Annotated in this window: 19 protein-coding genes; 10 read left to right on the top strand and 9 right to left on the bottom strand. The window is 67.8% G+C overall.

All coding sequences use genetic code 11. The annotated features are described in order from the left end of the window. Window positions 1-87 precede the first annotated feature (87 nt). The 3 genes from ACSVDM_RS28725 to ACSVDM_RS28715 are packed head-to-tail and all read right to left on the bottom strand — an operon-like array spanning window position 88 to window position 3724. Entirely contained in the window at window positions 88-963 is an 876-nt protein-coding gene (locus ACSVDM_RS28725) for a geranyl diphosphate 2-C-methyltransferase (RefSeq protein WP_439268888.1), read from the bottom strand. Next, on the bottom strand, window positions 960-2306 hold the full coding sequence (locus tag ACSVDM_RS28720; RefSeq protein WP_439268887.1) for a family 2 encapsulin nanocompartment cargo protein terpene cyclase: 1347 nt from the start codon (window positions 2304-2306) through the stop codon (window positions 960-962). Before ACSVDM_RS28720 ends, ACSVDM_RS28725 begins: the two co-directional genes overlap by 4 nt. Before the next feature lie 11 nt (window positions 2307-2317). Beyond that, entirely contained in the window at window positions 2318-3724 is a 1407-nt protein-coding gene (locus ACSVDM_RS28715; RefSeq protein WP_067644399.1) for a family 2B encapsulin nanocompartment shell protein, read from the bottom strand. 496 nt (window positions 3725-4220) lie between these two features. Between ACSVDM_RS28715 and ACSVDM_RS28710 the strand changes: the two genes are divergently transcribed. Beyond that, the gene (locus tag ACSVDM_RS28710; RefSeq protein WP_439268886.1) at window positions 4221-7178 is read left to right on the top strand and encodes an AMP-binding protein; all 2958 of its coding nucleotides are present in this window, start codon (window positions 4221-4223) and stop codon (window positions 7176-7178) included. Window positions 7179-7229: 51 nt separating this feature from the next. Here ACSVDM_RS28710 and rffA read toward each other — a convergent pair whose 3' ends face one another. Continuing rightward, the gene (gene rffA / locus ACSVDM_RS28705; RefSeq protein ID WP_439268885.1) at window positions 7230-8372 is read right to left on the bottom strand and encodes a dTDP-4-amino-4,6-dideoxygalactose transaminase; all 1143 of its coding nucleotides are present in this window, start codon (window positions 8370-8372) and stop codon (window positions 7230-7232) included. Next, window positions 8369-9409: a glycosyltransferase gene (locus ACSVDM_RS28700; RefSeq protein ID WP_439268903.1), complete on the bottom strand. Its 1041-nt coding sequence runs from the start codon at window positions 9407-9409 to the stop codon at window positions 8369-8371. The genes rffA and ACSVDM_RS28700 overlap by 4 nt, the downstream gene beginning before the upstream one ends. A 211-nt stretch (window positions 9410-9620) precedes the next feature. On the opposite strand from ACSVDM_RS28700, the gene ACSVDM_RS28695 reads away from it, so the two are divergent. From ACSVDM_RS28695 to ACSVDM_RS28685, 3 genes are read left to right on the top strand one after another with little or no spacing between them, the layout of a single operon-like run. Next, a complete protein-coding gene (locus tag ACSVDM_RS28695; protein ID WP_439268884.1) occupies window positions 9621-11855 on the top strand; it encodes a hypothetical protein in 2235 nt (744 codons plus the stop codon). Then, a complete protein-coding gene (locus ACSVDM_RS28690) occupies window positions 11852-12295 on the top strand; it encodes a GtrA family protein (RefSeq protein WP_439268883.1) in 444 nt (147 codons plus the stop codon). Before ACSVDM_RS28695 ends, ACSVDM_RS28690 begins: the two co-directional genes overlap by 4 nt. A gap of 9 nt (window positions 12296-12304) precedes the next feature. Beyond that, entirely contained in the window at window positions 12305-12529 is a 225-nt protein-coding gene (locus ACSVDM_RS28685) for a Trm112 family protein (protein WP_067499129.1), read from the top strand. Between the two features lie 6 nt (window positions 12530-12535). On the opposite strand, the gene ACSVDM_RS28680 is transcribed toward ACSVDM_RS28685, so the two are convergent. The 4 genes from ACSVDM_RS28680 to ACSVDM_RS28665 all read right to left on the bottom strand — a co-directional run bounded on the left by ACSVDM_RS28680 (window position 12536) and on the right by ACSVDM_RS28665 (window position 16262). Beyond that, window positions 12536-13156: a TetR/AcrR family transcriptional regulator gene (locus tag ACSVDM_RS28680; protein ID WP_439268882.1), complete on the bottom strand. Its 621-nt coding sequence runs from the start codon at window positions 13154-13156 to the stop codon at window positions 12536-12538. A 52-nt stretch (window positions 13157-13208) separates the two neighbouring features. Continuing rightward, window positions 13209-13964 carry an ABC transporter permease gene (locus ACSVDM_RS28675; RefSeq protein WP_439268881.1) on the bottom strand — a complete coding sequence of 252 codons (756 nt, stop codon included), beginning with the start codon at window positions 13962-13964 and terminating at the stop codon, window positions 13209-13211. After that, a complete protein-coding gene (locus ACSVDM_RS28670) occupies window positions 13961-14692 on the bottom strand; it encodes an ABC transporter ATP-binding protein (protein ID WP_439268880.1) in 732 nt (243 codons plus the stop codon). Before ACSVDM_RS28670 ends, ACSVDM_RS28675 begins: the two co-directional genes overlap by 4 nt. A gap of 73 nt (window positions 14693-14765) precedes the next feature. Beyond that, window positions 14766-16262 (bottom strand): multicopper oxidase family protein, encoded by a 1497-nt coding sequence (locus ACSVDM_RS28665; protein ID WP_439268879.1) that lies wholly within the window; start codon window positions 16260-16262, stop codon window positions 14766-14768. A gap of 158 nt (window positions 16263-16420) precedes the next feature. Between ACSVDM_RS28665 and ACSVDM_RS28660 the strand changes: the two genes are divergently transcribed. From ACSVDM_RS28660 to tyrS, 6 genes are all read left to right on the top strand, one after another. After that, window positions 16421-17596, top strand: a complete 1176-nt coding sequence (locus ACSVDM_RS28660) for an NAD(P)/FAD-dependent oxidoreductase (RefSeq protein WP_439268878.1) — start codon at window positions 16421-16423, stop codon at window positions 17594-17596. Between the two features lie 4 nt (window positions 17597-17600). Then, window positions 17601-18479, top strand: a complete 879-nt coding sequence (locus tag ACSVDM_RS28655; protein WP_439268877.1) for an RNA polymerase sigma-70 factor — start codon at window positions 17601-17603, stop codon at window positions 18477-18479. A 38-nt stretch (window positions 18480-18517) separates the two neighbouring features. Beyond that, window positions 18518-19141 carry a DNA-3-methyladenine glycosylase gene (locus ACSVDM_RS28650; protein ID WP_439268876.1) on the top strand — a complete coding sequence of 208 codons (624 nt, stop codon included), beginning with the start codon at window positions 18518-18520 and terminating at the stop codon, window positions 19139-19141. A gap of 108 nt (window positions 19142-19249) precedes the next feature. Further along, window positions 19250-19675, top strand: coding sequence for a DoxX family protein (locus ACSVDM_RS28645; protein ID WP_067644376.1), 426 nt, complete (start codon window positions 19250-19252; stop codon window positions 19673-19675). A 201-nt stretch (window positions 19676-19876) separates the two neighbouring features. Further along, the gene (locus tag ACSVDM_RS28640) at window positions 19877-20722 is read left to right on the top strand and encodes an alpha/beta hydrolase (RefSeq protein ID WP_439268875.1); all 846 of its coding nucleotides are present in this window, start codon (window positions 19877-19879) and stop codon (window positions 20720-20722) included. Between the two features lie 51 nt (window positions 20723-20773). Next, window positions 20774-22060: a tyrosine--tRNA ligase gene (gene tyrS / locus ACSVDM_RS28635; RefSeq protein WP_067499147.1), complete on the top strand. Its 1287-nt coding sequence runs from the start codon at window positions 20774-20776 to the stop codon at window positions 22058-22060. Window positions 22061-22521 lie beyond the last annotated feature (461 nt).

Genomic DNA, 22521 nt, shown 5'->3' with positions numbered 1-22521 from the left:
GGCCGGAAAAGACGTCAAGGAGGGGAACGGGTGTGCCCGGTGGTCGACGGCGACTACCGGGCACTCCGAGGACATGTCGGTCAGAGGTCAGCAGGCGACCTTGTCCGCCACGATCAGCAGATACTGGAAGCTTCCCTCCCGGTACGCCGTGAGAAACGGCTGTTCCACCCCGGTCGCGAGCTCCGAGTGCGTCCGCAGGTCCCAATACGGAATCGTGTCCGGTGTCAGATCGATGACCGTAGTCGGCACCAGACCGTTCTCCGACAGCGCACGGAAGTACTCGCTGCGCGGATGGATCATGCAGCCGTAGTGTGCGTCGATCCAGCTCACCGATGCGGACCGGCCGCCGATCACATCGTTGGAGCAGCCGGTGATGCACACGTAGCGCCCGCCCGGTTCCAGCACGCGGGAGAACTCCGCGAACAGCGGGAACAGATCGACGTACATGGTGGTCTCGTTGGTCCACACGGCCCGGACCGAATCGTCGTCGAAACCGGTGTCGAGCATATTGCGGAAGTGGAAGCGCACCCGATCGGAGACACCGCGTTCGACGGCCTGGTCGTTGGCGAAACCGACCTGGTACTCGGAGATGCTCACCCCGTCGACGGAACAGCCGAAGCGCTCGGCCGCCATGAAACTGGTGCCGCCGCGACCCGAACCGCCGTCGAGCAGGCGGTCGGCGGGGGTGATGGCGCCGAGGTGGTCGAGGAGGAGATCGGCCTGGGCGGTCTCGAGGCGGTGCAGTTCCCGCACGAGGCGCTCCTGCCGGGTGTCCTCGGGACCTTCGATCACCGACCAATCCGGCTCACCGATGCCGTAGTGGTGGTGGTAGAGGCCGTCCACCTCGCCGAGCTTCGTGTTGACCCGGTCGTCGTTGGGATTGTTGTTCCAGTAGGCAGCGACCGAACGCTGGTAAGTGGTGCGCAGGACGGAGCTGTCGGTGTGGGCGTTCGCGATGGTCATCGGTCGTCCTCTCGTGGTGCGGTGTCGTGGTACCGGCGGCTGTCGGCGTGCCAGGCGCGGTTGCCGCCCATCCAGGCCCACAGGCCCGTCAGGAATCGGCGCAATTGCGGTGAACCCGCGGCGGCCAAGGGTGCGGCCTCGCGTTCGAAGCGGTGCATGAGTTCGTCGTGGATCTCGGCGGTGCGCAGCACGGCATCGGCCCGGCTGCACCCCTCCTCGGCGGCGAGGACGGTCGGCAGGTTGAACTCCCGCCCGCCCGAAAGGTCTTCGCGCGCCATCGAATACAGATCGTTGACCATCTGTGCGGCCAGGGCCGCAGTGGTGACGACCCGCCGGACGGCCGGGTCGGTGTACTCGGGTGCGCCGAGTTCGTAGCGGCCGACCGCGTCGATCGGCGCCATACACGGCAGGAAACTGTGCGGTTGCCGATTGGTCAGGTACTCCCACACCGGCGGCATCCGCCCCGCCGCCCGCCAGCCGGCCTCGGCGCCGAGCGCGATGAACCAGCCCGCGATCTCGGTCCGGAGCCTGGCCAGCTGGGCGTCGCTCGCGTACCCCGCCAGGTGCGCGAACGAGGTGCGGAACGCGCGGCGGATCGGGTCGGCCTGCATGGCCTGTTCGAGCCGTGGCGCGTAGCGCATGGGCAGGTGCGCCGGGTCCATGGCGGCGGCGGCGAGTTCGAGCCGTGGCCCGAGTTCGGCGGCGGCGCTGGACGGGGTGCCGTCGGGTGCGGTGTCGCCAGGGGCGTCCTCCTCGCAGTAGTAGTCGTCGACCGACCATTCGGCGACGGCGCAGCGGGCCGCGGCGAGCAGCAGATCGGGGTCGTCGCAGTCGGGATGGGCCAGCATGATGAGCCTGCCGAAATCGGCCTTGCCGAGTTCGTCGAGGCGGCCCTCGTACAGTCCGATCTCGGCGGCCCACGCGAGGAGGCCGACATTGACGGCTTCGGCCAGGGCGGGGTCGTCACGTTCCGGCGGCGGGCAGTAGAGCGCCGGGATGTCTTGCCTTCCACCGCTTTCGGGCCGCTCGGTGGTGCGGTTCGCGAGCAGGGACACCTGCAGGCCCGACGTGCCGAGCCCGGTCGGACCGCGCAGCCGGTGCGCGGCGGGCGGGCTCACCACATCGGACGTGCCGCTCCGCGCCGCCGAGGTGGGTGCCGCGAGCCGGGGCACACGGCCGATGAGCTCCGCGCCGCGATTCGAGTGGAGCGCGAAGGGTCGGGCGACCGGTGACGCACCCGCGAACACGTCGGCCGGGGCTGACGCGCCGTGTAACAGGGCGACGACAGTCGCGGCGAGGTCGCCGGCCGCCGGGGGAGCGGCGGCTCTGCTGAGCAGGGACATGGCCCGGCCGTTCAGTCGGCCCGGCGCGCGACGAGGACGTCGTCGAGCACACCGAGCGCGTCGGGCACCAGCACCGCCGCCGAGTAGTAGCAGCTCACCAGGTACGACATGATCGACTGATCGTCGATCTGCTTGAACCGCACGTTCAGGCTCGGCTCGTACTCGTCGGGAATGCCGGTCTGGTGCAGGCCGACCACGCCCTGGTCCTTCTCGCCGATACGCATCGCCATGATCGAGGTGGTCTGGGTTTCGCTGATCGGGATCTTGCCGCACGGCAGAATCGGCACACCGCGCCAGCCGGGCACCCGGTGCCCCTGGAATTCCACCGGGTCGGGGTACAGACCGCGGCGCGAACATTCACGACCGAACGCGGCGATCGCCTTCGGGTGGGCGAGGAAGAATTTCGTTCCACGGCGCATGCTGAGCAATTCGTCCATGTCGTCGGGTGACGGTGCGCCGGATTCGGTGGTGATGCGCTGTTTGAGATCGCAATTGTGCAGCAGGCCGAAGTCGGGATTGTTCACCAGGTCGTGTTCGCGACGCTCGTAGAGCGCTTCGACGGTGAGTCGCAGCTGCTGGTCGACCTGGTTCATCGGGTCGTTGAACAGGTCGGCGACCCTGGTGTGGATCCGCAGCACGCTCTGGGCCAGGCTCAGTTCGTACTCGCGCGGACTGGCGTCGTAGTCGACGAAGGTGCCCTCGAGCAACGGTTCCCCGGAATGCCCCGAGGCGATCTCGATATCGGCCTCACCCTTGGAATTCTGGTTCCTGGAAGACGCGGCCGACGTATCCGCCCGGATCCGCGCCAGGCCGGGGGTCGACTCGAGGAACTGCTCGAATTCCTGCCTCGGCAGGCAGAGGACGGTGGTCTTGGTGACCGTCTTCACGGTGTCCGGCCAGATCGCCGACGGGTCGGTGAGCATCTCCTCGCCGTAATAGTCACCGCCGTACAGGAGACCGAGTTTGGTGGCCTCCCCGTATTCACCCGAACCGATCCTGGCCAATTTCCCGTGGACGACGAGAATGACCTGATCCATCGGATTCCCGAATTCCGCGAGCACGGTTCCCGGGTCGAGATCGTATTGCACGAAACTGTCCGCGAGGGGACGCAACAGGTCGTCGTCGTCGATATCGCGCAGCGGCGGCAGTTCGCGCAATTCCTGCGGGATCACCCTGGCCCGGGCGCCGTCGACGACGAATTCGACCTCCCCGTTGCCGACGGTATGGGTGAGCCTTCGGTTGACCCGGTAGATACCGCCCGCCACCTGCACCCATGGCAGTGCTCGCGAGAGCCAGCGCGAACTGATGCCCTGCATCTGCGGCTCGGATTTGGTGGTGTGGGTGAGCTTCTGTGCTGCGGTGGTGGACAGGCTCTTGCGTACGGAATTGTCTGTGGGCAGCGGCATTTCGATGGTCATAGCATCCTCACCTCGAGTGGATTCGGGTACGGCCGATCGACCTGTCGTCGCGCGACGACAGGTTGGGACGTTGGTGAAGCGAATGCGAATGGTCCTGCGCGGGCGAACCCGGCGTGTGAAACGTGTTGCACGAAAAGTGATGTGCGGCAGAGCGTTCCGGACGACAACGATGTTAGGTGCTGGAAGCCCGGTGCGCGCACGATCGCAGAAAATCGCATTCTGACCGGGAGATCCCTTGTGCGATAGGCGATTGCGGACACGGCGGTGTCCGCGAACGGCCGACCCGACACCTGGACTTCCGGCTCCGCAACACGCTCCTTTCGGACCGCGGGCGCGCCGGTGACGAAGGGGCCGCCGACCGGCGTGGTGTGACATGAAACGCCGCAACATGCGGCCTGTCACAGCCGACACATAATGGAGGTCCGGTGTGGTTAGCTCATATGAGCACATCGGGGTGTGTGAGGTGCATCACAGTCAGTAGGGTCAGGTGGGAACGGTGAATATCAGTCCAAAAGGTGTGGTCGGGTCGGTGCAGCGATTGCTGGCTACCGCGCAGAACGGGCTGGAGGTGATCCGCTTCGGCGGACTGGCGCACGACGTCGAGTCCTCGCCCTTCGAGGTCGTCGAACGCAGACGCATGTACCGCCTGCGGCACTACTTCCCCGACGACACGACACCCGGTCGTCCGGTGGCGCTGCTGGTTCCGCCGCTCATGGTGAACGCCGACATCTGGGACGTGAACGCGGCGGGCGGTGCCGTCGGGATTCTGAACGCGGGCGGAATCGACTGCTGGGTCATCGATTTCGGTTCCCCCGCCACCGAGGAGGGCGGCTGGGAACGCGACCTGGCCGATCACGTGCTTGCCGTGAACTCCGCCATCGACACCGTGTGCGAGGCCACCGGTGCGCAGGTGCACCTGATGGGCTACTCCCAGGGCGGCATGTTCGCCTACCAGACCACCGCCTACCGCTACGGCAAGGGCGTCGCCTCCATCGTCACCTTCGGCAGCCCCGTCGACATCGTGGCCGGCATGCCGTTCGGGCTGCCCTACGGTCTGGTGTCCGAGGTGGCCGACTTCCTGGCCGACCACGTGATGCACCGGCTGCCGATCACCGAATCGATGGTGCGTTTCGGCTTCCAGATGCTCGATCCGGTGAAGACCGCGAAGTCGCGCATCGATTTCCTGTTGCAGCTGCACGACCGGGAGGCGCTGCTGCCCAAGGAGCGTCAGCGCCGCTTCCTCAACAGCGAAGGCTGGGTCGGATACGCGGGCCCCGCCGTCGCCGATCTGCTCAAGCAGTTCGTCGCGCACAACCGGATGATGCTCGGCGGCTTCGTGATTCGCGATCATCCCGTCTCGCTCGCCGAGCTGAAGTGCCCCATTCTCGCCTTCGTCGGCGAGGTCGACGACATCGGCCAGCCCGCCGCCGTGCGCGGCATCGTGCGTGCCGCGCCGCACGCCGAGGTGTACGAGGCCAGCCTCGTCGCGGGGCATTTCGGTCTGGTCGCCGGTTCGACCGCCACCAACCACACCTGGCCGATGGTGCGCGACTGGATCGCTTGGATGGACGGTCACGGCCCGCTGCCCGAGACCATCGTCCCGATGCAGGAACACGTGCCGGGCAACGCACCGCGCACGGCGGCCACCCGCATGGTGCACACCGCCGCCAGCCTCGCCGAGGCCGGCGCCGGGGTCGGCAAGGCGCTGGAAGGCGTCGCGGGCAGCACGATCCGCGGCTCCATCGAGATGGCGGGCGAGGCGGCGCGCGCACTGCCGCGCCTGACCCGCCTGGGCATGATCCAGCCGCACACCCGAATCTCCCTCGGCAAACTGCTCAGCGAACACGCCAGGCGCGCGCCCCAGAAGGACCTGGTCCTGTTCGACGACCGCGTGCACACCAATGCCGCCGTCGAGCAGCGGGTCGACAATGTGGTGCGCGGCCTGATCTCGGTCGGTATCCGGCCCGCCATGCGGGTGGGCATCGTGATGGAGACCCGCCCGAGCGCGCTGGCCTCGGTGGCCGCGCTCTCGCGCCTCGGTGCCGTCGCCGTGCTGCTCGCCCCCGGCGCCGAACTCGATCGGGCCATCGAACTCACCGGCGTGAAGACCCTCGTCACCGACCCGGAGAACCTGCGTGCCGCCGCCGGGACGAACGCCCGGGTGCTCGTGCTCGGCGGCGGCGACCAGCGCCGGCTCGCGGTGCCGACCAGCGACCGGGTGATCGACCTCGAACAGATCGACCCCGACACGGTTCGCGTGCCCGCCTGGTACCGGCCCAACCCCGGCCTCGCCCGCGAACTGGCCTTCGTACTGGTGCTCGGCACCGGCGACCGGCTCGAGGCGAAGTACATCACCAACCACCGCTGGGCCCTGTCCGCCTTCGGCACCGCGAGCGCCGCGGACCTCGACCGCCGCGACACCGTGTACTGCCTTGCCCCACTGCATCATTCGTCCGGCCTGCTGGTGAGTCTCGGTGGCGCGATCGCGGGCGGCAGCCGGATCGCGCTGGCCAGGCCGGTGGACATGGACCCGGGCCGGTTCGCCGAGGAGGTGCACCGCTACGGCGTCACGGTCGTCACCTACACCTGGACCATGCTGCGCGATCTGCTCGACGCGCAGGTCTTCCCGGCCGGGTACAACCATCCGATCCGGTTGTTCATCGGCTCCGGTATGCCCAAGGGGCTGTGGCGAAGGACCATCGAGCAATTCCCGCCTGCGCGGGTGCTCGAGTTCTACGCCTCCATCGACGGCGACGTGGTGCTCGCCAATGTCACCGGCGCCAAGATCGGTGCCAAGGGCAGGCCGGTTCCCGGCACCGCGACGGTGGAACTGGTGGCCTACGACCCGGTCAGCGAGCAGATCCTCGTCGGCGACGACGGCTTCGCCCGGCGCTGCGCCGACAACGAGCCCGGCCTGCTGCTCGGCAAGGCCGTCGACGGCGGTGACATCTCCGACGGCGGACTGCGCGGGGTGTTCCGCGCGGGCGACGCCTGGTGGCCGACGGAGAATCTGTTCCGCCGCGACGGCGACGGCGACTACTGGCTCGTCGACCGCCGCGACACGGTGATCCGCACCGCTCGTGGTCCGGTGTTCACCCAGCCGATCGTCGACGTGCTCAACGACATCACCCCGGTCGACCTCGAGGTGGCCTTCGCCCTGCCGACCCCGTCGGGAACCCTTGCCGCGGCCGCGCTGAGCGTGCGCGACGGGTTCCGGATCGAACCGGGCGATGTCACCGAGGCGATGCGTGCGCTCGACCGCAGTCAGCGGCCCGACCTGGTGTACGTGGTCGAGGAGATTCCGCGCAGCGCGAGCTTCCGGCCCTCGGCGTCGGCGGTCCAGGCGGCCGGATACCCGAAGGCCGGGCCCGGCACCTGGATCTACAACCGGGAGACCGACACCTACGAGGTGCTCACCGACGCGGCCGCGGCGGAACTGTTCGGCGGCAACTGACCCATCGACGACGAAGGCCGCCCGGCGAAACCGGGCGGCCTTCGTCATCTCCTAAACCTGGACGCGGTACTCCGTGACGGCATCGATGACGCGACCGAGCTGCGCCTCGCTGAGCATCGGCCACAACGGCAACCGCACGATGGTGGCCGAGAACTCCGCCGACCGCGTGCACGGCACCGGAGTGCGCCCGTACTTGAGCCCCGCCGGGCTCGAATCGAGCGGAATGTAGTGGAACGGGGCGACGATCCCGCGCTCGGCGAGGTGCGCGATGATCCCGTCGCGGCTGTCCTCGGTGGGCATCCGCAGGTAGAACAGGTGCGCGGTGTGGCCACGGTCGGCGGGCACCGTCATCGGGCGCACGTCGTTGGCGGCGGCCCAGTCGGGCAGCGCGGCCGCGTAGGTGTCCCACACCCGGTGGCGGGCGGCCTGGATGGTGTCGAACTCGGCCAGCTGCGCGTCGAGGACCGCCGCGTTGAGTTCGCTGGGCAGATAACTGGAACCGATGTCCTGCCACGAGTACTTGTCGACCTGCCCGCGCAGGAAACGGGCCCGGTCGGTGCCCTTCTCACGCATGATCTCGGCGCGACCCATCAGGATCTCGTCCGACAGCAGCAGCGCGCCGCCCTCGCCGCAATGCACGTTCTTGGTGTCGTGGAAACTCTGGGTGCCCACCGTGCCGATGGTGCCGAGTTGCCTGCCCCGCCAGGTTCCGCCGAGGCCGTGCGCGTTGTCCTCGATGATCGCCACACCGTGCTGCGCGGCCAGCGCCAGCAGCGGTTCCATGTCGGCGGCGACACCGCCGTAGTGCATCACCACGATCGCCTTGGTTCGGTCGGTGATCGCCTCGGCGGCCGCGGCGGGGTCGATATTGCCGGTCGCGTCGTCGATATCGACGAACACACAGGTCGACCCGCGCAGCGCCATCGCGGTGGCAGCCGAGGTGAACGCGAAACTCGGCACGATCACTTCGTCGTCGGGGCCGAGTTCGAGCAGCAGCGCACCGAGTTCCAGCGCGTGCGTGCAGGAGGTGGTGAGCAGCGCGTGTTCGGCGCCGGTGATGGCCTTGATCTTGGCCGTTGCCGACCTGGTGAACTGGCCGTCGCCGTGGCTGTGATCGGAATCCAGGACGGCCGACAGATTGGCGCGCTCGGCGGCGGCACGGAACGGCCTGCTGAAGATGATGCGGTCGTTCACTCGCGGAGGTCCTTGTCCGTCACGGCTGCCGGCACCGCGACGTCGACTCGATGGTTGGAGACCGGCGCGTGCATCGTATCCGGGCGCGGTGTCGGGGTCTGCACGGTCAGGTACAGCGGCTTACCGACCAGGATGTGCAGGGCCACACCGAGATACTCCGCGATCAGGCCGAGCGAGAACAGGGTGGCACCCGAGCACAGCAGCAGCACGACGATGATCGACGCCCAGCCCTCGGGGTCGTGATTGTCCTGGGTGAGCGCCTGCACCACGATGAACGCGGCCATCGCGACACCGGCCAGCGCCAGGCTCACACCCAGCATGCTCACCAGCCGCAGACCACGAGTTCCGCTGCACAACACCATCTTCCAGAACAGCGAGAACAGGCGACGGTAGTTGTAGCCGGACTCGTCGCGGCCCTCGGCGCGCAACACCACCGGCACCGAGACCGTATTGCCGACCACCCAGGTGAGCGCCACATCCAGGTACACGCCGTTGGCGGCGACCTCGGCGAGCTGACGGCCGATATCGCCCCGGATCAGCCGGAAGCTCTCGAACCGGGTGGAATCGGGGAAGGCGAACACCGTGGCCAGCACGATCTTCGCGCCGCGCGAGGTGAGGTTGCGCAGGAAGCCGTGCGGGCGGGTGTTGGACGGCTTGGAGTAGACGAGATCCGCGCGCGAGGCCAGCGCCGCGTCGAGGAAGTCGGCGATGAAGGCCGGATCGTGCTGGCCGTCCTCGTCCATCGTGACGATCCAGTCGCCGCGCGCGGCCGCCATGCCGGCGATGGTCGCGGCGTCCTGGCCGAAGTTGCGGCTCAACCACACCGCGCGCACCTGCGGGTAGGAGCCTTCCAGTTCCTGCAGCACCACATCGGAGCGATCCGGCCCGTTGTCGTGGACGAGGATGATCTCCTCCACCGCGAACCGCGCACCCGACGGGGTCGTGCTCGGCCCGGTGAGCCCGTCCAGTTCGGCGACCAGCGCGGCGATCGTGTCCTCACCCCGGTAGACGGGGACGACCACCGACACCGATTGCACCGGATGCGAACCGTTGCGCTCGGCGGCGCCCGCGCGTGGCACAGCGCCGGACCGGGACGAATGTGCGGTGGGAAGCGGCATGGGTCGACTTTCGGTGTCTTGGCAGGCGAGGGGTGTGGGCACTCTAACACCGCACGGTGACGGGTCGGCGGTGCCGGATCGGGCTGTGCGAGGCGCTGTCACGCGGTGATGCCTGTAGGGTCTGGTGCTCGTGGTGGAAAGTAGAAACCCGTCCCGACGTTCGGTCTACATCTGGGGCTTGATCACCGCCCTCGGCGTGATCGCGGGCTATGGCGCGGTGCTACTCGCCAACGTCCGGCACTTCTACACCGACGACACCGAATCGCAGTACGTGCCGCTGTGGGTGATGCTCGGCAACCGGCTGCGCGACGGCGACCTGCCGGTGATGGTTCCCGAGCACTGGATGGCGGGCAATTACGCCATCGAGGAAGCGGGCCTGCTGAATCCGCCGCAGCTGCTGATCGATCTGATCGCGCCCTCGGTGGACAACCTCGTGCTCTACGCGACCGTGGTGAAGCTGATCTTCGCGATCATCCTTGGGCTCGGTGTCTACCGGATCTGCCTGGTCTACGGCTCGCGCGTGCAGTGGGCGGCGCTGGCCGGTGTGTCGATCCCGTTCACGGGTTGGCTGCTGTTCTTCGACGAGGCCAGCTGGATGACGGCGTTCACCGGCACTGCGTGGATGGTGCACGCGTGGGCTTCCGGTGTGCGTTATGCGCGGGGAAACGGCGGCCCGATCCCCGTTTTCGTGTATCTGTACCTGGCGATTTCGGTGCAGTACATCTTCCCGGCGGTCGAGGCCGGGCTGATGATCGGCGCGGTCGCCGTCGGCGAACTCGTCTACCAGCGGACCTGGCGCCCGACGCTGCGGCTGCTGTTCGTCTCCGGCCTCGCCGCCCTGGCCGGGCTGGCCACCTACCTGCCGAGCATGCTGTCGGCCAAGGTCACCTGGCGCGGCACCGCCCAGATCAACAACGACCAGTTCCTCACCGTGCCGTGGTCGGAATCGCTGAACGCGAGCCTGCCCTCCACGCTGCCCGCGTTCACCTCGTGGTGGGGTTACGTGCAGCCGATGCCGGTGGTCTACATCGCCTGGTTCCTCGTTCCGGCACTGGCATTCGTGGACTGGAACCGGGCGCGCGGTGCGTGGCGTGAGCTCACCGGCATCGCGGTGTTCGCGATCGCCGCACTGATGTGGACAGCGGGTCCCGGCACCATCGGCCCGCTGCGTTGGCCGGCGCGGGTGTTGCCGATGGTCGCGCTCGGTCTGCTGCTGCTGGTCTGTGTGCTGCTCGGCCGGTTCGCGACCTTCAAGGACTGGCGGGCGCGAGGCATCGCGGCGGCTGTGCTGATCGGACTGCTGTGGGTGCGGTCGTTCTCGGCCGACCCGCACAACTGGATCGCCCACGTGATCGCCGCGCTCGCGCTCGCGGCGCTCGGTGCGGCCGTGGTGTGGCTGGCGGTGCAGAAGAGCACGACCGCCGCGGTCGCCCTCGCGATCATCGCGGTGTTCCCCATCGCCTACATCCAGGTCGAACGCGCCCAGCCGACACCCATGAGCTGGAACCTGCCGAGCGACCGGGCCGCCGCCCGCGCCGCGTTCCCCGAATTCGCGGGCACCACCTTGCAACTCGGTGACCGTGCCCTGATCCCGCCGGGGGAGCGCACCCTCGACGGCGCCTACGGTTCGCTGGTGTTCGGCAACTACGCCAAGGACATCGAACGCACCTACGTCAGCGGCTACACCCCGAACGGGCACTACTGGTTCGGCGACATGCTCTGCATGCGCTGGGACACCAGCGTCTGCCCCGACGCCTACCGGCGCGCGTTCGCCGTCGAGCCGTCGACCGGCAAGACCGTGGTCGACCTGATGAACGTCGACCGGGTCGTCCTGCACCGCGCCCTCTACCCTGACGCCGCCACCCAACCGGCCCCGGCGGGCTGGAAGTGGGTCGACTACCCCGGCCACGAGAAGTACATCGCGGTGCTCGAACGCGAGGACGGGCTGATCTCCACCCGCAACGGCCGCATCTCGGCCGTCGAGAACGCGACCGCCGTCTCCACCGCCGAGAGCGACACCACCAGCAAGGTGCGGGTGAGCTCGGAAAACGGTGGACGGGTGGTGTTCGCGCGGCTGGGCTGGCCGGGCTACCGGGTGAGCCTCGACGGCAAGGACATCCCGTTCGAGGTGGTCGCCAAGAGCTTCGTCGCCGTCGACATCCCCGCCGGAACCACCGATGCCGAACTCGAACTCACCTGGCGTCCGCCGGGCTGGAAGATCGGCGGTGCCGCGATCGGCCTGGGCCTGCTCGGGCTCGCGTTCTTCCAGTGGCTGTACGTGCGCGGCCGCAAGCCCGAACAGGAAGCGCCCGCCGCGGAAACCATCCCCGACGGCGACGCCGAACTCGCGGACGCGCTGCGATGACCACCGAGGCGGTCCCCGTCGACGGCGTGCTCGCCACGCCGGGCCCACTGCTGCGGATCGTCAAGCGTCAGGAACTGGCGTTCGCGATCGTCGGCGGGTTCAACACGCTGCTCGGCATGGTGCTCGTCGTGTGCTGGTTGCAGGTACTCGGCGACGACCGTCCCAGCCTGTCCGTCGTCGCCGCGTACGCGGTGAGCACGGTGGTGGCATTCGTCCTGCACCGGACCCTGGTATTCCGGGTCAGCGGCAGACTCCTGCGTGACTTCGTCGCCTTCTGTGGCGTGAACGCGGGCGGGCTCGTGCTGAACGTGGTGCTCGTGGAACTCGCGGTGAAGGCGTTCGGGTTTCCCGCCGAACCCGCGTCGGTGGTGGTGATGGGTCTGGTGGCGGTGCTCAGCTTCTTCGGACACCGCTACATCTCGTTCCGGCGGGCGCGGTAGGTTAGGCACATGGCGCACGAATCCACCATCGACGCAACCCTGCTCGGCCTGCTGGCCTGCCCCCAGGACAAGGGCCCGCTGCAGCTGGTGCGCACCGAAGCCGGTGCCAGCGTGCTCTACAACCCCCGCCTGCGTCGCGCCTACCCGGTCGACAACGGCATCCCGGTGCTGCTGATCGACGAGGCCCGCGACGTCACCGACGCCGAACACGAATTCTTCCTCGCCGAATCCTGAGCCGGTTCAGTACGGCTGAGCGGCATCGATGCGGCCCGTCAGGTATCGCTGCATACTCGGCCCGACCGCCTCGACGACCGCGTCGAGCGGCATCGAGGCAAGCGGCTCCACACAGATCACTTTGCGCGCGATCAGGACACCCATCATCTGAGCTGCCGCCAGTGACACCCGGGCGTGACCGTCGTCGTCGGGTCGCGCGATCCGGGCCCGCACCCGTTCCAGCACCACCTTCAGCAGGAATGTGCGGGTCATGTCGGCGTCGCCGGTGAGCATGCTGCGCACCATGGCGACGATGCCTGGCCCGGCGGGTGAGTCCCATATCCCGACCACCGCGCGCACGATCGCCGCACCGAGTTCGTCCAGCGGCGCCGAATCCACAATGGCGAGAGTGGCTTCCGGGTCGACCGGGAATTCGACAACGGCCGCGAACAGCTGCTGCTTGGTGCCGAAGTAGTGGTGCACGAGGGCGGGGTCGACCTGCGCGGCGGCGGCGACCGCGCGGATCGAGGTCTTGTCGAACCCGGCCTCCGCGAAGCGCACCCGGGCGGCGTCGAGGATCGCCGCCCGGGTGTCGACATTGCCCGGCCGTCGCCCCGACCGTGTGCCGGGCGATCTCTTCGCGCTCATCCCAGGACTCCTCCACCGACCGACGCGCGGACCCGCTCCGCGCCGTGCTCCGCTACGGCGTGCGTCTGCGCAGCGTCGCCGCGCCAAGACACAGTGCCACAACCGCGAACCCGGCAACGACGGCGATATCGCGCCACATCGTCGCGGTGATTTCGGCATTGGTCGACACCTCCTGGAGCGCGTCGACGGCGTAGCTCAACGGCAGCACATCGCTGATCGCCTCGAGCCAGCCGGGCAGCCGGTCGCGCGGAACGAGCAAGCCGCACAGGAAGATCTGCGGCGCGACGATCACCGGCATGAACTGCACCGCCTGGAATTCGGTGCGGGCGAAAGCGCTGGCGAGCAGGCCGAGCGCCACCCCGCACACCGCGTCGACCACGGCGATCAGCATCACCCACCCCGGGCTACCGGCTGCCTCGAGATTGAGCAGCCAGAACGCCACAACACAGGCCACCGCGGCTTGCGCGGCGGCTGCCAGCGAGAACGCGGTGCCGTATCCGGCGAGCAGATCCAGCTTGCGCAGGGGAGTGGTGAGCAGCCGTTCCAAGGTGCCGGAGGTGCGTTCGCGCTGCATGGCGATGGCGGTGATCAGGAACATCACGATGAACGGAAGGATGCCGAGCATGGTGATGCCTACCCGGTCGAACAAGGTCAGCGGAGCGTGTGGCGCCTGTGGTGTGTCCTGATAGATGAAGTACAGCAGCGTCATCAGTAGGGCGGGGACGACGAGGATCATGGCGACGGTGCGGTGATCGTTGCGCAGCTGCCGCAGGATCCGGCCGGTGGTCGCGGTGTAGGGAGTGCTCATGCCCGCGTTCCCTTCGTGATCAGGGCGAGGAACGCTGTTTCGAGATTCTGTTCGCCGGTGCGTTCCCGCAGTTCGGCGGGGCTGAGCTGGGCGACGAGCTCGCCGTCGCGCATCAGCAGCAGCCGGTCGCAGTGTTCGGCCTCGTCCATCACATGACTCGAGACGAGCAGCGTCGTTCCCGCCGAGGCCAATTCGCGGAATCGCTGCCACAGTTCCACCCGTAGCACCGGATCGAGGCCGACGGTCGGTTCGTCGAGAACCAGCAGCTCGGGCTTGCCGACCAGTGCGCACGCCAGCGAGGCGCGGGTCTTCTGCCCACCGGAGAGCTGGTCGCCCAGCTGGTCGGCGTGATCGGTCAAACCGACTGCGGCGAGGGCGGATTCGGTGTCGTCGCGGTCGCGCCCGTAGAGCGCCGCGTAGTAGGCGACATTGTCGCGGACGCTGATATCGGCGTAGATGCTCGGCGCCTGGGTGACGTACCCGACCCGGTGTCGCAACCCGCCGCTACCCGCGGCTTCGCCCAGGACGGTGACCGTGCCCGATTCCACGAGCTGAGTGCCGACGATGCTGCGCATCAGGGTGGTCTTGCCACATCCGGACGGCCCGAGCAGCCCGGTGATGGTTCCCGGCTCGATTTGGAGATCCAGTCCGTGGAGCACTGTGCGTTTCCCTCGGCGGACGGTCAGTCCTACCACTTCCACGGCGGGTGGTGATGCGGTGCGCGACATGGCCGCCTCAATTCATCAAGTGTTGAATTCACTACTTGATGAATTTAACTCCGCACCGGCGGCACGGCAAGGGTCAGTGCTCGTGACCCGGGAGTGTCGCGGCGGCCTGACCGGGCTCGACGACCACGAACTGGCCCATCATTCCCTGGTCCTCGTGCCACAGCAGGTGGCAGTGGTACATGTACGGCGTGTCCGGATCGGCGGGTCCGTCGAAACGCGGCACCAGCCGCGCTGTCGTGTTCGGCGGCAGGAACACGGTGTCCTTGGCACCGGTCAGTTCGGGCGGTGGCGGGCCGCCGTTGTACTCGGTGATCCGGAATTGCACGTCGTGGACGTGGAAGTTGTGTGGCTGGCCGTCGACATTGGCCACCACCCACGTCTCGGTGGCACCCCGGGTGACGACGGTGTCGATGCGGTCCATGGCCATCGCGTTTCCGTTGATCGCCATGCCGGCGAGCTCGAACCGCCGTTCGGTCACCGAGTCTTCGGGGTTCGGAAGGGTTTGCGCGGCAAGGTATTCCGGGATGTCCTTCGAGGGCCTCAGGGTCTCGGCCGCCCGCAACTCGAGCACGTCGAAACTGTCGTCACCACCGGAGAATCGGTTTCCCCAGAAGTCCATGCCCACATCCAACCGACCACTGCGCAATACGGTGCGCTCACCCGGTCGCATCCGAACCACGATCTCGGCGCGTTCGCCAGGCGAGAGCCGCACCCGATCGAGAGTCACCGGCCGTTCGAGTAGCCCGCCGTCGGTGCCGACCAGCGCGAACGGGCGGGTGTCGTCGAAGGCGAAGGTGTAGACCCGCGCGGTCGAGGCGTTGAGCAGTCGCAATCGGACGAGTTCGTCGCCCACCTCGCGATACGGGTCGAGGGTGCCGTTGACCATCGTCCGATCGCCGAGGAAGCCGGCATTGCGGAAGATCTTGTGCGCGCCGTCGAGCCGGTTGTCGCGCAACCGTACGTCCTGCACGATCACCGGCAGGTCGTCGACGCCGTAGGTGCTCGGCAGGGCGGGTGCGGGTCCGTCGTCGACGAGGAACATGCCTGCGAGTCCGCGCCGCACGTGGTCTTCGGTTTCACCGTGCGGATGTGGGTGGTACCAGAGTGTCGACGCCGGTTGTGCCACTGTCCATTCCGGCGTCCAGATGCCGCCTGGTTCGACCATCTGATGCGGCCCGCCGTCCATCTCGGCGGGCAGGTGCATTCCGTGCCAGTGCACGGTCGACGCCTCGGGTAACTCGTTGCGCACCCGCACCCGGACCTTCTCGCCCCGGTTCGCGCGCAATGTCGGCCCGAGATAGCTGCCGTTGAATCCCCAGGTCTCGGTGGCTCGACCGGCCTCGAATTCGGTTGTCCCCGTGCGCATGTCCAGGGAGAAGACCCTGGTCCCGTCGGCATCGATGCTGCTGTCGGCCAGGGGTGGAATGTTCAGCGGTCGCGTGAACTCTGTTGTGCCGATCGTCGACACGTCGGCCGACGACCACGTCCACGTCACCACGCTCGCGATCACTGTGACGAAAGCGATCGCGAGTGCGCAGATGCCGAGGACGAGCCGGCGGAGAGTTCGCATGCCACGACGCTAGGTCTGCCCGACCCACCGTCACATCGGGAGCGTCACCCATACGAACCCTGACTTTCTGACGCTGTGATGCGGGTCACTTCGACGGGTTGTCACGTTCGACCGTCCTGTCTTGTCCCATGCACAACCTCACCGAGAAGGAGCAGGACATGACCACCACCACGCACCGCATCGTCGTCCTCGGAGCCGGCTACACCGGCTTGCTCGCGGCCGTCCGCCTGGCCCGCCGCACCAGGAAGACCAACGTGCACATCACCCTGGTCAACCCATCGGCCCGGTTCACCGAACGGCTCCGGATGCACCAGATCGCGGCCGGCCAGGAACTGGCGCACCACGACATCCCGACGATCCTCGACGGCACCGGAATCCGCTTCGTCCAGGGGTTCGCCACCGCCATCGATCCGGACGCCCGCCGCGTGTACGTCGACGGATTCGGCGACATCACCTACGACGACATGATCTACGCCCTCGGCAGCAGCACCGACACCTCCGTGGTTCCCGGCGTCGCCGACCACGCCTGGACACTGAACGATCCCCGGCGTGCGCACGACTTCGCACGCCGGGTGGCCGCCTGCCGCACCGTCACCGTGTGCGGCGGTGGCCTCACCGGCATCGAGGCAGCCACCGAGATCGCCGAAAGCCACCCGGACGTGCGCGTCACCCTCGTCAGCTCCGGCGAACTCGGCGCCATGATGGGCACCAAAGCCCGCGCCTACCTGAACACCGTGCTCGACCGGCTCGGCATCGTGCGGGAGATCGGTCAGCGGGTGACCGAGGTGACCGCCGATTCCGTCGTCCTCGCCGACGGCCGACGAATCGCCACCGATCTGACCCTGTGGACCAGCGGCGTGCGCGTGTCACCCCTGGCCGCGGAGTCCGGGATCGAGACCGACGAACGCGGACTGATCGTCGTCGGGCCCACGTTGAAGTCGGTTTCGCACCCCACGATCCGCGCCATCGGTGACGCCGCCGCGATCCGTCAACCGTGGGGCCGGATCCACGGCACCTGCCAGAGCGGCCTGCCCTCGGCCACCTACGCCGCCGATGCGATCGCCGCCGAGCTGCGCGGAAAGACGGTGCGCCCCTTCCGCTTCGGCTACTTCCACCAGCCCGTCAGCCTCGGACGCCGCGCCGCCGTCATCCAGTTCACCCGCGCCGACGACACCCCCGGCCGGTTCTACCTCACCGGCTGGGCCGCCCGCACCTACAAGGAAATGGTCAGCAGCACCCCCGTACCGGCGATCAAGGTGACCAAGCGGATGCCCGTCGATGTGCAGCTGTCCAAGGGCGGCGCGGCGACCCGCGATCTCGTCCGTCATGGTTGAGCGCATGCAGGAGCATGACCCGTTCGTCGACCATCGCAGGCTGCTGTTCGCCACCGCCTACCGCATGCTCGGTACCGTCACCGACGCCGAGGACGTCCTGCAGGACGCCTGGCTGAAGTGGCACGAGACCGACCGGTCGGCGGTGGCCAACCCCCGCGCCTACCTGGTCCGCACCGTCACCAATCTCGCACTCAACCGGCTCACCAGCGCCCGCGCCGTCCGCGAGAAGTACGTCGGCCCGTGGCTGCCCGAGCCGGTGCTCACCACACCCGATATCGCCGAGGACACCGCATTGGCCGACACCGTCTCCACCGCCATGCTCGTCGTACTGGAAACACTGACTCCGGTGGAACGGGCGGTCTTCCTGCTGCGCGAGGTGTTCGGCTACTCCCATGCCGAGATCGCCGAAACACTCGACCGCTCCGAGGCGGGCATCCGCCAGATCGCGCACCGCGCGAAGAGCCACGTCCAATCACGACGCCCGCGCTTCGACGCCGACAAGGCCGCTCGCGCCCGCGTCACCGAACAGTTCATGGCCGCCTGCTCCGGTGGCGACCTGAACGCCTTGATGAACCTGCTCGCTCCCGATGTGACCTGCTGGTCCGACGGCGGCGGCATCGTCACGGCCGCGCGCCGTCCCCTGCACGGCCCCGATCATGTCGCGCGCTGGATCCTCGGCGTGCTCGCCAAACCGTCGTCGACCGGCGCCGAACTCGCCGCCACCGACATCAACGGTGAACTCGGCGCACTGATCACCTTCGCGGGCACGCCGGGTGCCGCCTTCACCTTCGACCTGGTCGACGGCCGGATCCAGAACCTGCGCTTCCAGGTCAACCCGACCAAACTCGCCGGCCTGAACCAGGGTCGCGACCTGCTCGGCTGACGGGGGTGTGGCGCTCGCGCGGATCGTTGCGGGTGAGAATGGACGTCGTGTCTGCTCAGGAACTCGCTGTCGACCCGGCCGCCGCGGCGTGCCGGATACTCGGATCGATGTTGAGGTCGGGGCCGGTGGCGATGCGCATCGTGGAAGTCGAGGCCTACGGGAGCGATGCGACCGGGCCGTGGCCGGATCCGGCGGCGCACTCGTGGCCGGGACCGACCGCGCGCAACGCGGTGATGTTCGGCCCCGCCGGGCGGCTCTACGTGTACCGCTCGTACGGAATTCACCTGTGCGTCAACGTGACCGCGGGCTTCGACGGTGTCGCGTGCGCGGTGCTCGTCCGGGCCGGGGAAGTGGTCGAGGGGGCCGAGATCGCCCGTGAACGCAGGCCAGCCGCACGCACCGACGCCGACCTCGCGCGGGGACCGGGCAATGTGGGCAGTGCGCTGGGAATCAGCCTGTCCGACTACGGAACCGAGCTGTTCGACCCGTTCTCGCAGGTGCGGCTCGAGCTGAAGCCCCCGGTGCCGCTCGACGAGATCGCCTCGGGTCCGCGCGTGGGGGTGAGTCTGGCCGCCGAGGTGCCCTGGCGGTTCTGGTTGCCCGGCTCGTCGGCCGTATCGACCTACCGGCGCAGTCCGCGTGCCACCAAACCCGCGATCTAGCAGGGATTTCGAAATTCTTCGCCGACAGCGATGAGTTCTGCGGCGACGGTCCGTCCTATCAGTTGAACGCGCTACCCACCGAGCGCGACCGACCAGAAGGACGAGAAGATGACCACCGCCACGCTTTCCGCTAACTCCACCTCCGCCGCCACCTACCGCCCCGGCAAGATCCGCAACCGCGTCCTGTGGACCCTGCAGATCGTGCTCGGCCTGTTCTTCGTCATCGCCTCGGGCGGCCCCAAGCTCGTCATCCCGAACACGCTGATGGAGAACGGCGCCGCGAACTTCACCATCCCCTTCGGCCTGTTGATCTTCATCGGCGTGGTCGAGGTGGCGGGCGGTATCGGCCTCATGGTGCCGCGACTCAGCGGTCTCGCTGCCGTCGGCCTCTCCGTGCTCACCGTGCTCGCCGCCGCCACCCAGGCCTTCATCGCCGACCTGCCCGGTATGGCGATCTTCCCGCTGGTGCTCGCCGCGATCTTCGCCTGGATCGCCTACGAACGCCGCGCCACCATCACCGCGCTGACGCGATGAGCCACACCCCGGCACGCTGACGATCACCGGACACCGAGTCCGGTGATCTCGGCGTGTTCGGGGTGGTCCCGCGACCGAACGGTGGGTTCGGTCGCGGGAGACAAAGTGTCGGCGCGGATCTCGTCTGCGAAGCCACTGTGGCGCGCGCCACGCAGGTGCGACGATCAGGGACCGGTTCGAGATCGCATCCCAGGAGCGCCCGTGTTCAGTTTTTCCAGCACCGACGGCACCGAGATCCATGTGCGCAGCTGGCTGCCGTCGGACACCGAACCGCAGGGCATCGTGCAGATCGCACACGGCATGGGCGAACACTCCGAGCGCTACGGCCATCTCGCCGAGCGGTTGTCCGCTCTCGGCTTCGCCGTCTACGCCGACGACCACCGAGGCCACGGCCTCAGCATGGGTGAGGTACCGGGCGAGCTGGGCCCCGACGGCTGGAACCTGCTCGTCGCCGATCTGGTGGCGCTCACCGAGATCCTGCGCGAACGTCATCCCGGCCTGCCGGTGACCCTCTTCGGGCACAGTCTCGGATCTTTCGCCGTGCAGCAGTACATCCTCGATCACGCCGACCTCGTCGACGATGTCGTGCTCTGCGGGTCGACCGCCGTCGACGGGCTGTTCGCCGAGATGGCCGCGGCCGGCGGGGACCTGACCGCCTTCTTCAACGCCCGATTCCAGCCGACCCGCACCGACGCCGACTGGATCAGCCGCGACGAAACCCAGGTCGACGCCTACATCGCCGATCCCTGGTGTGGCTTCGCCATCGACCCGACGAGCCTCGGCGAGCTGGCCACCGTCGCCACCGAGCGGCTGGCGAAGCCGGTCGTGCGTCCCGATCTGCCGATCTATGTGATGGTCGGCGACCAGGACCCGCTCAACGCGGAACTGCGACTGAGCGATCTGCTGGTGCAGCGCTACCGCGACGCGGGCCTGACCGACCTCACCTATCGGGTGTACGGCGGTGCCAGGCACGAGGTGCTCAACGAAGTCGACCGCGACGAGGTCGAAGCCGAGCTGATCGCCTGGATCACCCGCGCCCGGACCTGAGGACATAACCGGGGTGCGCCCGGCCGACGCGATGCGCAAAGATAGATCCTCGTGACCGGCGACATCTTCGACGAACTGACCTGGCGCGGCCTGATCGCGCAGTCCACCGACCTCGACGAGTTGCGCGCAGCCGCGGCCGCGCAGCCGTTGACGCTGTATGCCGGCTTCGACCCCACCGCCGCCAGCCTGCACGCGGGCCACCTCGTCCCGCTGCTCGCGCTCAAGCGCTTCCAGCGCGCGGGTCACCGCCCGATCGTGCTCGCCGGCGGCGCGACCGGCCTCATCGGCGACCCCCGCGACGTGGGTGAGCGCACCATGAACTCGACGGACACGGTCGCGGAATGGGCGCAGCGCATTCGCGGCCAGCTCGAGCGGTTCGTCGACCTCGACGATTCGCCGACCGGCGCGGTGATCGTGAACAACATGGACTGGACCGGGCCGCTCACCACCGTCGACTTCCTGCGGGATATCGGTAAGCACTTCTCCGTGAACGTCATGCTCGCCCGCGACACCGTCAAACGGCGTCTCGAAGGCGAAGGCATCTCCTACACCGAGTTCAGCTACATGCTGCTGCAAGCCAACGACTACCTGCAGCTGCGCCGTGAACACGGCTGCACACTGCAGGTCGGTGGCTCGGATCAGTGGGGCAACATCATCGCCGGCGTCGAACTCAACCGGCGTGTCGACGGCGCCCACGTGCACGCGCTCACCGTCCCCCTGGTGACCTCGGCCGACGGCAAGAAGTTCGGCAAGTCCACCGGCGGCGGCAGCCTCTGGCTCGACCCGGAACTCACCAGCCCCTACGCCTGGTACCAGTACTTCGTGAACACCGCCGACGCCGATGTGGTCCGGTACCTGCGCTGGTTCACCTTCCTGAGCCGTGAAGAACTCGACGAGCTGGAACAGGCCACCGCCGAACGGCCCTTCGCACGCGAGGCCCAGAAGCGGCTGGCCGCCGAAATGACGACCCTGGTGCACGGCGAAGCCGAGACCCGGGCGGTGGAACTGGCGAGCCAGGCCCTGTTCGGTCGTGGTGACCTGCGCGAACTGCCCGAGTCGACACTCGGCGCGGCCCTGCGCGAGACCGCGATCGACGGCAAGGTCGCCGAGGTCGCGCCCGGCGAGCCCGACACCATCGTCGACCTGCTCGTGGCCTCGGGCCTGTGCGAGAGCCGGGGAGCGGCACGGCGCGCGGTGAACGAAGGCGGTGCCTCGGTGAACAACGAACGCATCTCCGACATCGACTGGACCCCGTCGGACACCGACTACCTGCACGGCCAGTGGCTGGTGCTGCGTCGCGGAAAGAAGAACATGGCGGGTGTCCGTCGGATAGCCTGATCCAGGAGCGGAGGCCTGAATCACATTCGTGTGATTCAGGCCGGTTCCGCAGCGTCCATCGAGGCGCTGACCTGCGGGGATCCGGTGGTGTCCAGGCGATTTGACGTTGCGTTATCCGGCGCGTAACTTATTGGAAGTCAGAGCGACACGGACGCAAGAGCCGGAGAGCGCCTGACAGGCCAAGATCAAGTGACCAGGGTAACGATTGACATCGCCTGGAAGCGTGGTTAGGCTGGAACAGTTGCCCAACGGAAGATCTGAAGAGATTCAGTGATCTGCTGGTGCGTGTGTTCTTTGAGAACTCAATAGTGTGTCGATGAATGTCAGTGCCAATATTATTATTGGTTCCGGCCTCGCATACCCCCCGGTTGTTGAGGTCGGACATTTGAACAACAGCGAATCTTTTTTGCTGGTGTTCGCTTTGCTAGATTTTTCGGACTCTAGTTAGATATTTCTGATTA

It is taken from the genome of Nocardia sp. JW2 (assembly GCF_051843015.1).
Lineage (GTDB): Bacteria > Actinomycetota > Actinomycetes > Mycobacteriales > Mycobacteriaceae > Nocardia > Nocardia coubleae.
The sequence above is the reverse complement of the archived record's forward strand: the minus strand, read 5'-3'. Positions and strand labels throughout refer to the sequence as shown.

Coding starts and splice junctions, on each gene's coding strand:
- ACSVDM_RS28725 (WP_439268888.1), bottom strand. CDS start 963: ATGACCATCGCGAACGCCCACACCGACAGCTCCGTCCTGCGCACCACT.
- ACSVDM_RS28720 (WP_439268887.1), bottom strand. CDS start 2,306: ATGTCCCTGCTCAGCAGAGCCGCCGCTCCCCCGGCGGCCGGCGACCTC.
- ACSVDM_RS28715 (WP_067644399.1), bottom strand. CDS start 3,724: ATGACCATCGAAATGCCGCTGCCCACAGACAATTCCGTACGCAAGAGC.
- ACSVDM_RS28690 (WP_439268883.1), top strand. CDS start 11,852: ATGACCACCGAGGCGGTCCCCGTCGACGGCGTGCTCGCCACGCCGGGC.
- ACSVDM_RS28685 (WP_067499129.1), top strand. CDS start 12,305: ATGGCGCACGAATCCACCATCGACGCAACCCTGCTCGGCCTGCTGGCC.
- ACSVDM_RS28680 (WP_439268882.1), bottom strand. CDS start 13,156: ATGAGCGCGAAGAGATCGCCCGGCACACGGTCGGGGCGACGGCCGGGC.
- ACSVDM_RS28675 (WP_439268881.1), bottom strand. CDS start 13,964: ATGAGCACTCCCTACACCGCGACCACCGGCCGGATCCTGCGGCAGCTG.
- ACSVDM_RS28670 (WP_439268880.1), bottom strand. CDS start 14,692: ATGTCGCGCACCGCATCACCACCCGCCGTGGAAGTGGTAGGACTGACC.
- ACSVDM_RS28665 (WP_439268879.1), bottom strand. CDS start 16,262: ATGCGAACTCTCCGCCGGCTCGTCCTCGGCATCTGCGCACTCGCGATC.
- ACSVDM_RS28660 (WP_439268878.1), top strand. CDS start 16,421: ATGACCACCACCACGCACCGCATCGTCGTCCTCGGAGCCGGCTACACC.
- ACSVDM_RS28655 (WP_439268877.1), top strand. CDS start 17,601: ATGCAGGAGCATGACCCGTTCGTCGACCATCGCAGGCTGCTGTTCGCC.
- ACSVDM_RS28650 (WP_439268876.1), top strand. CDS start 18,518: ATGGACGTCGTGTCTGCTCAGGAACTCGCTGTCGACCCGGCCGCCGCG.
- ACSVDM_RS28645 (WP_067644376.1), top strand. CDS start 19,250: ATGACCACCGCCACGCTTTCCGCTAACTCCACCTCCGCCGCCACCTAC.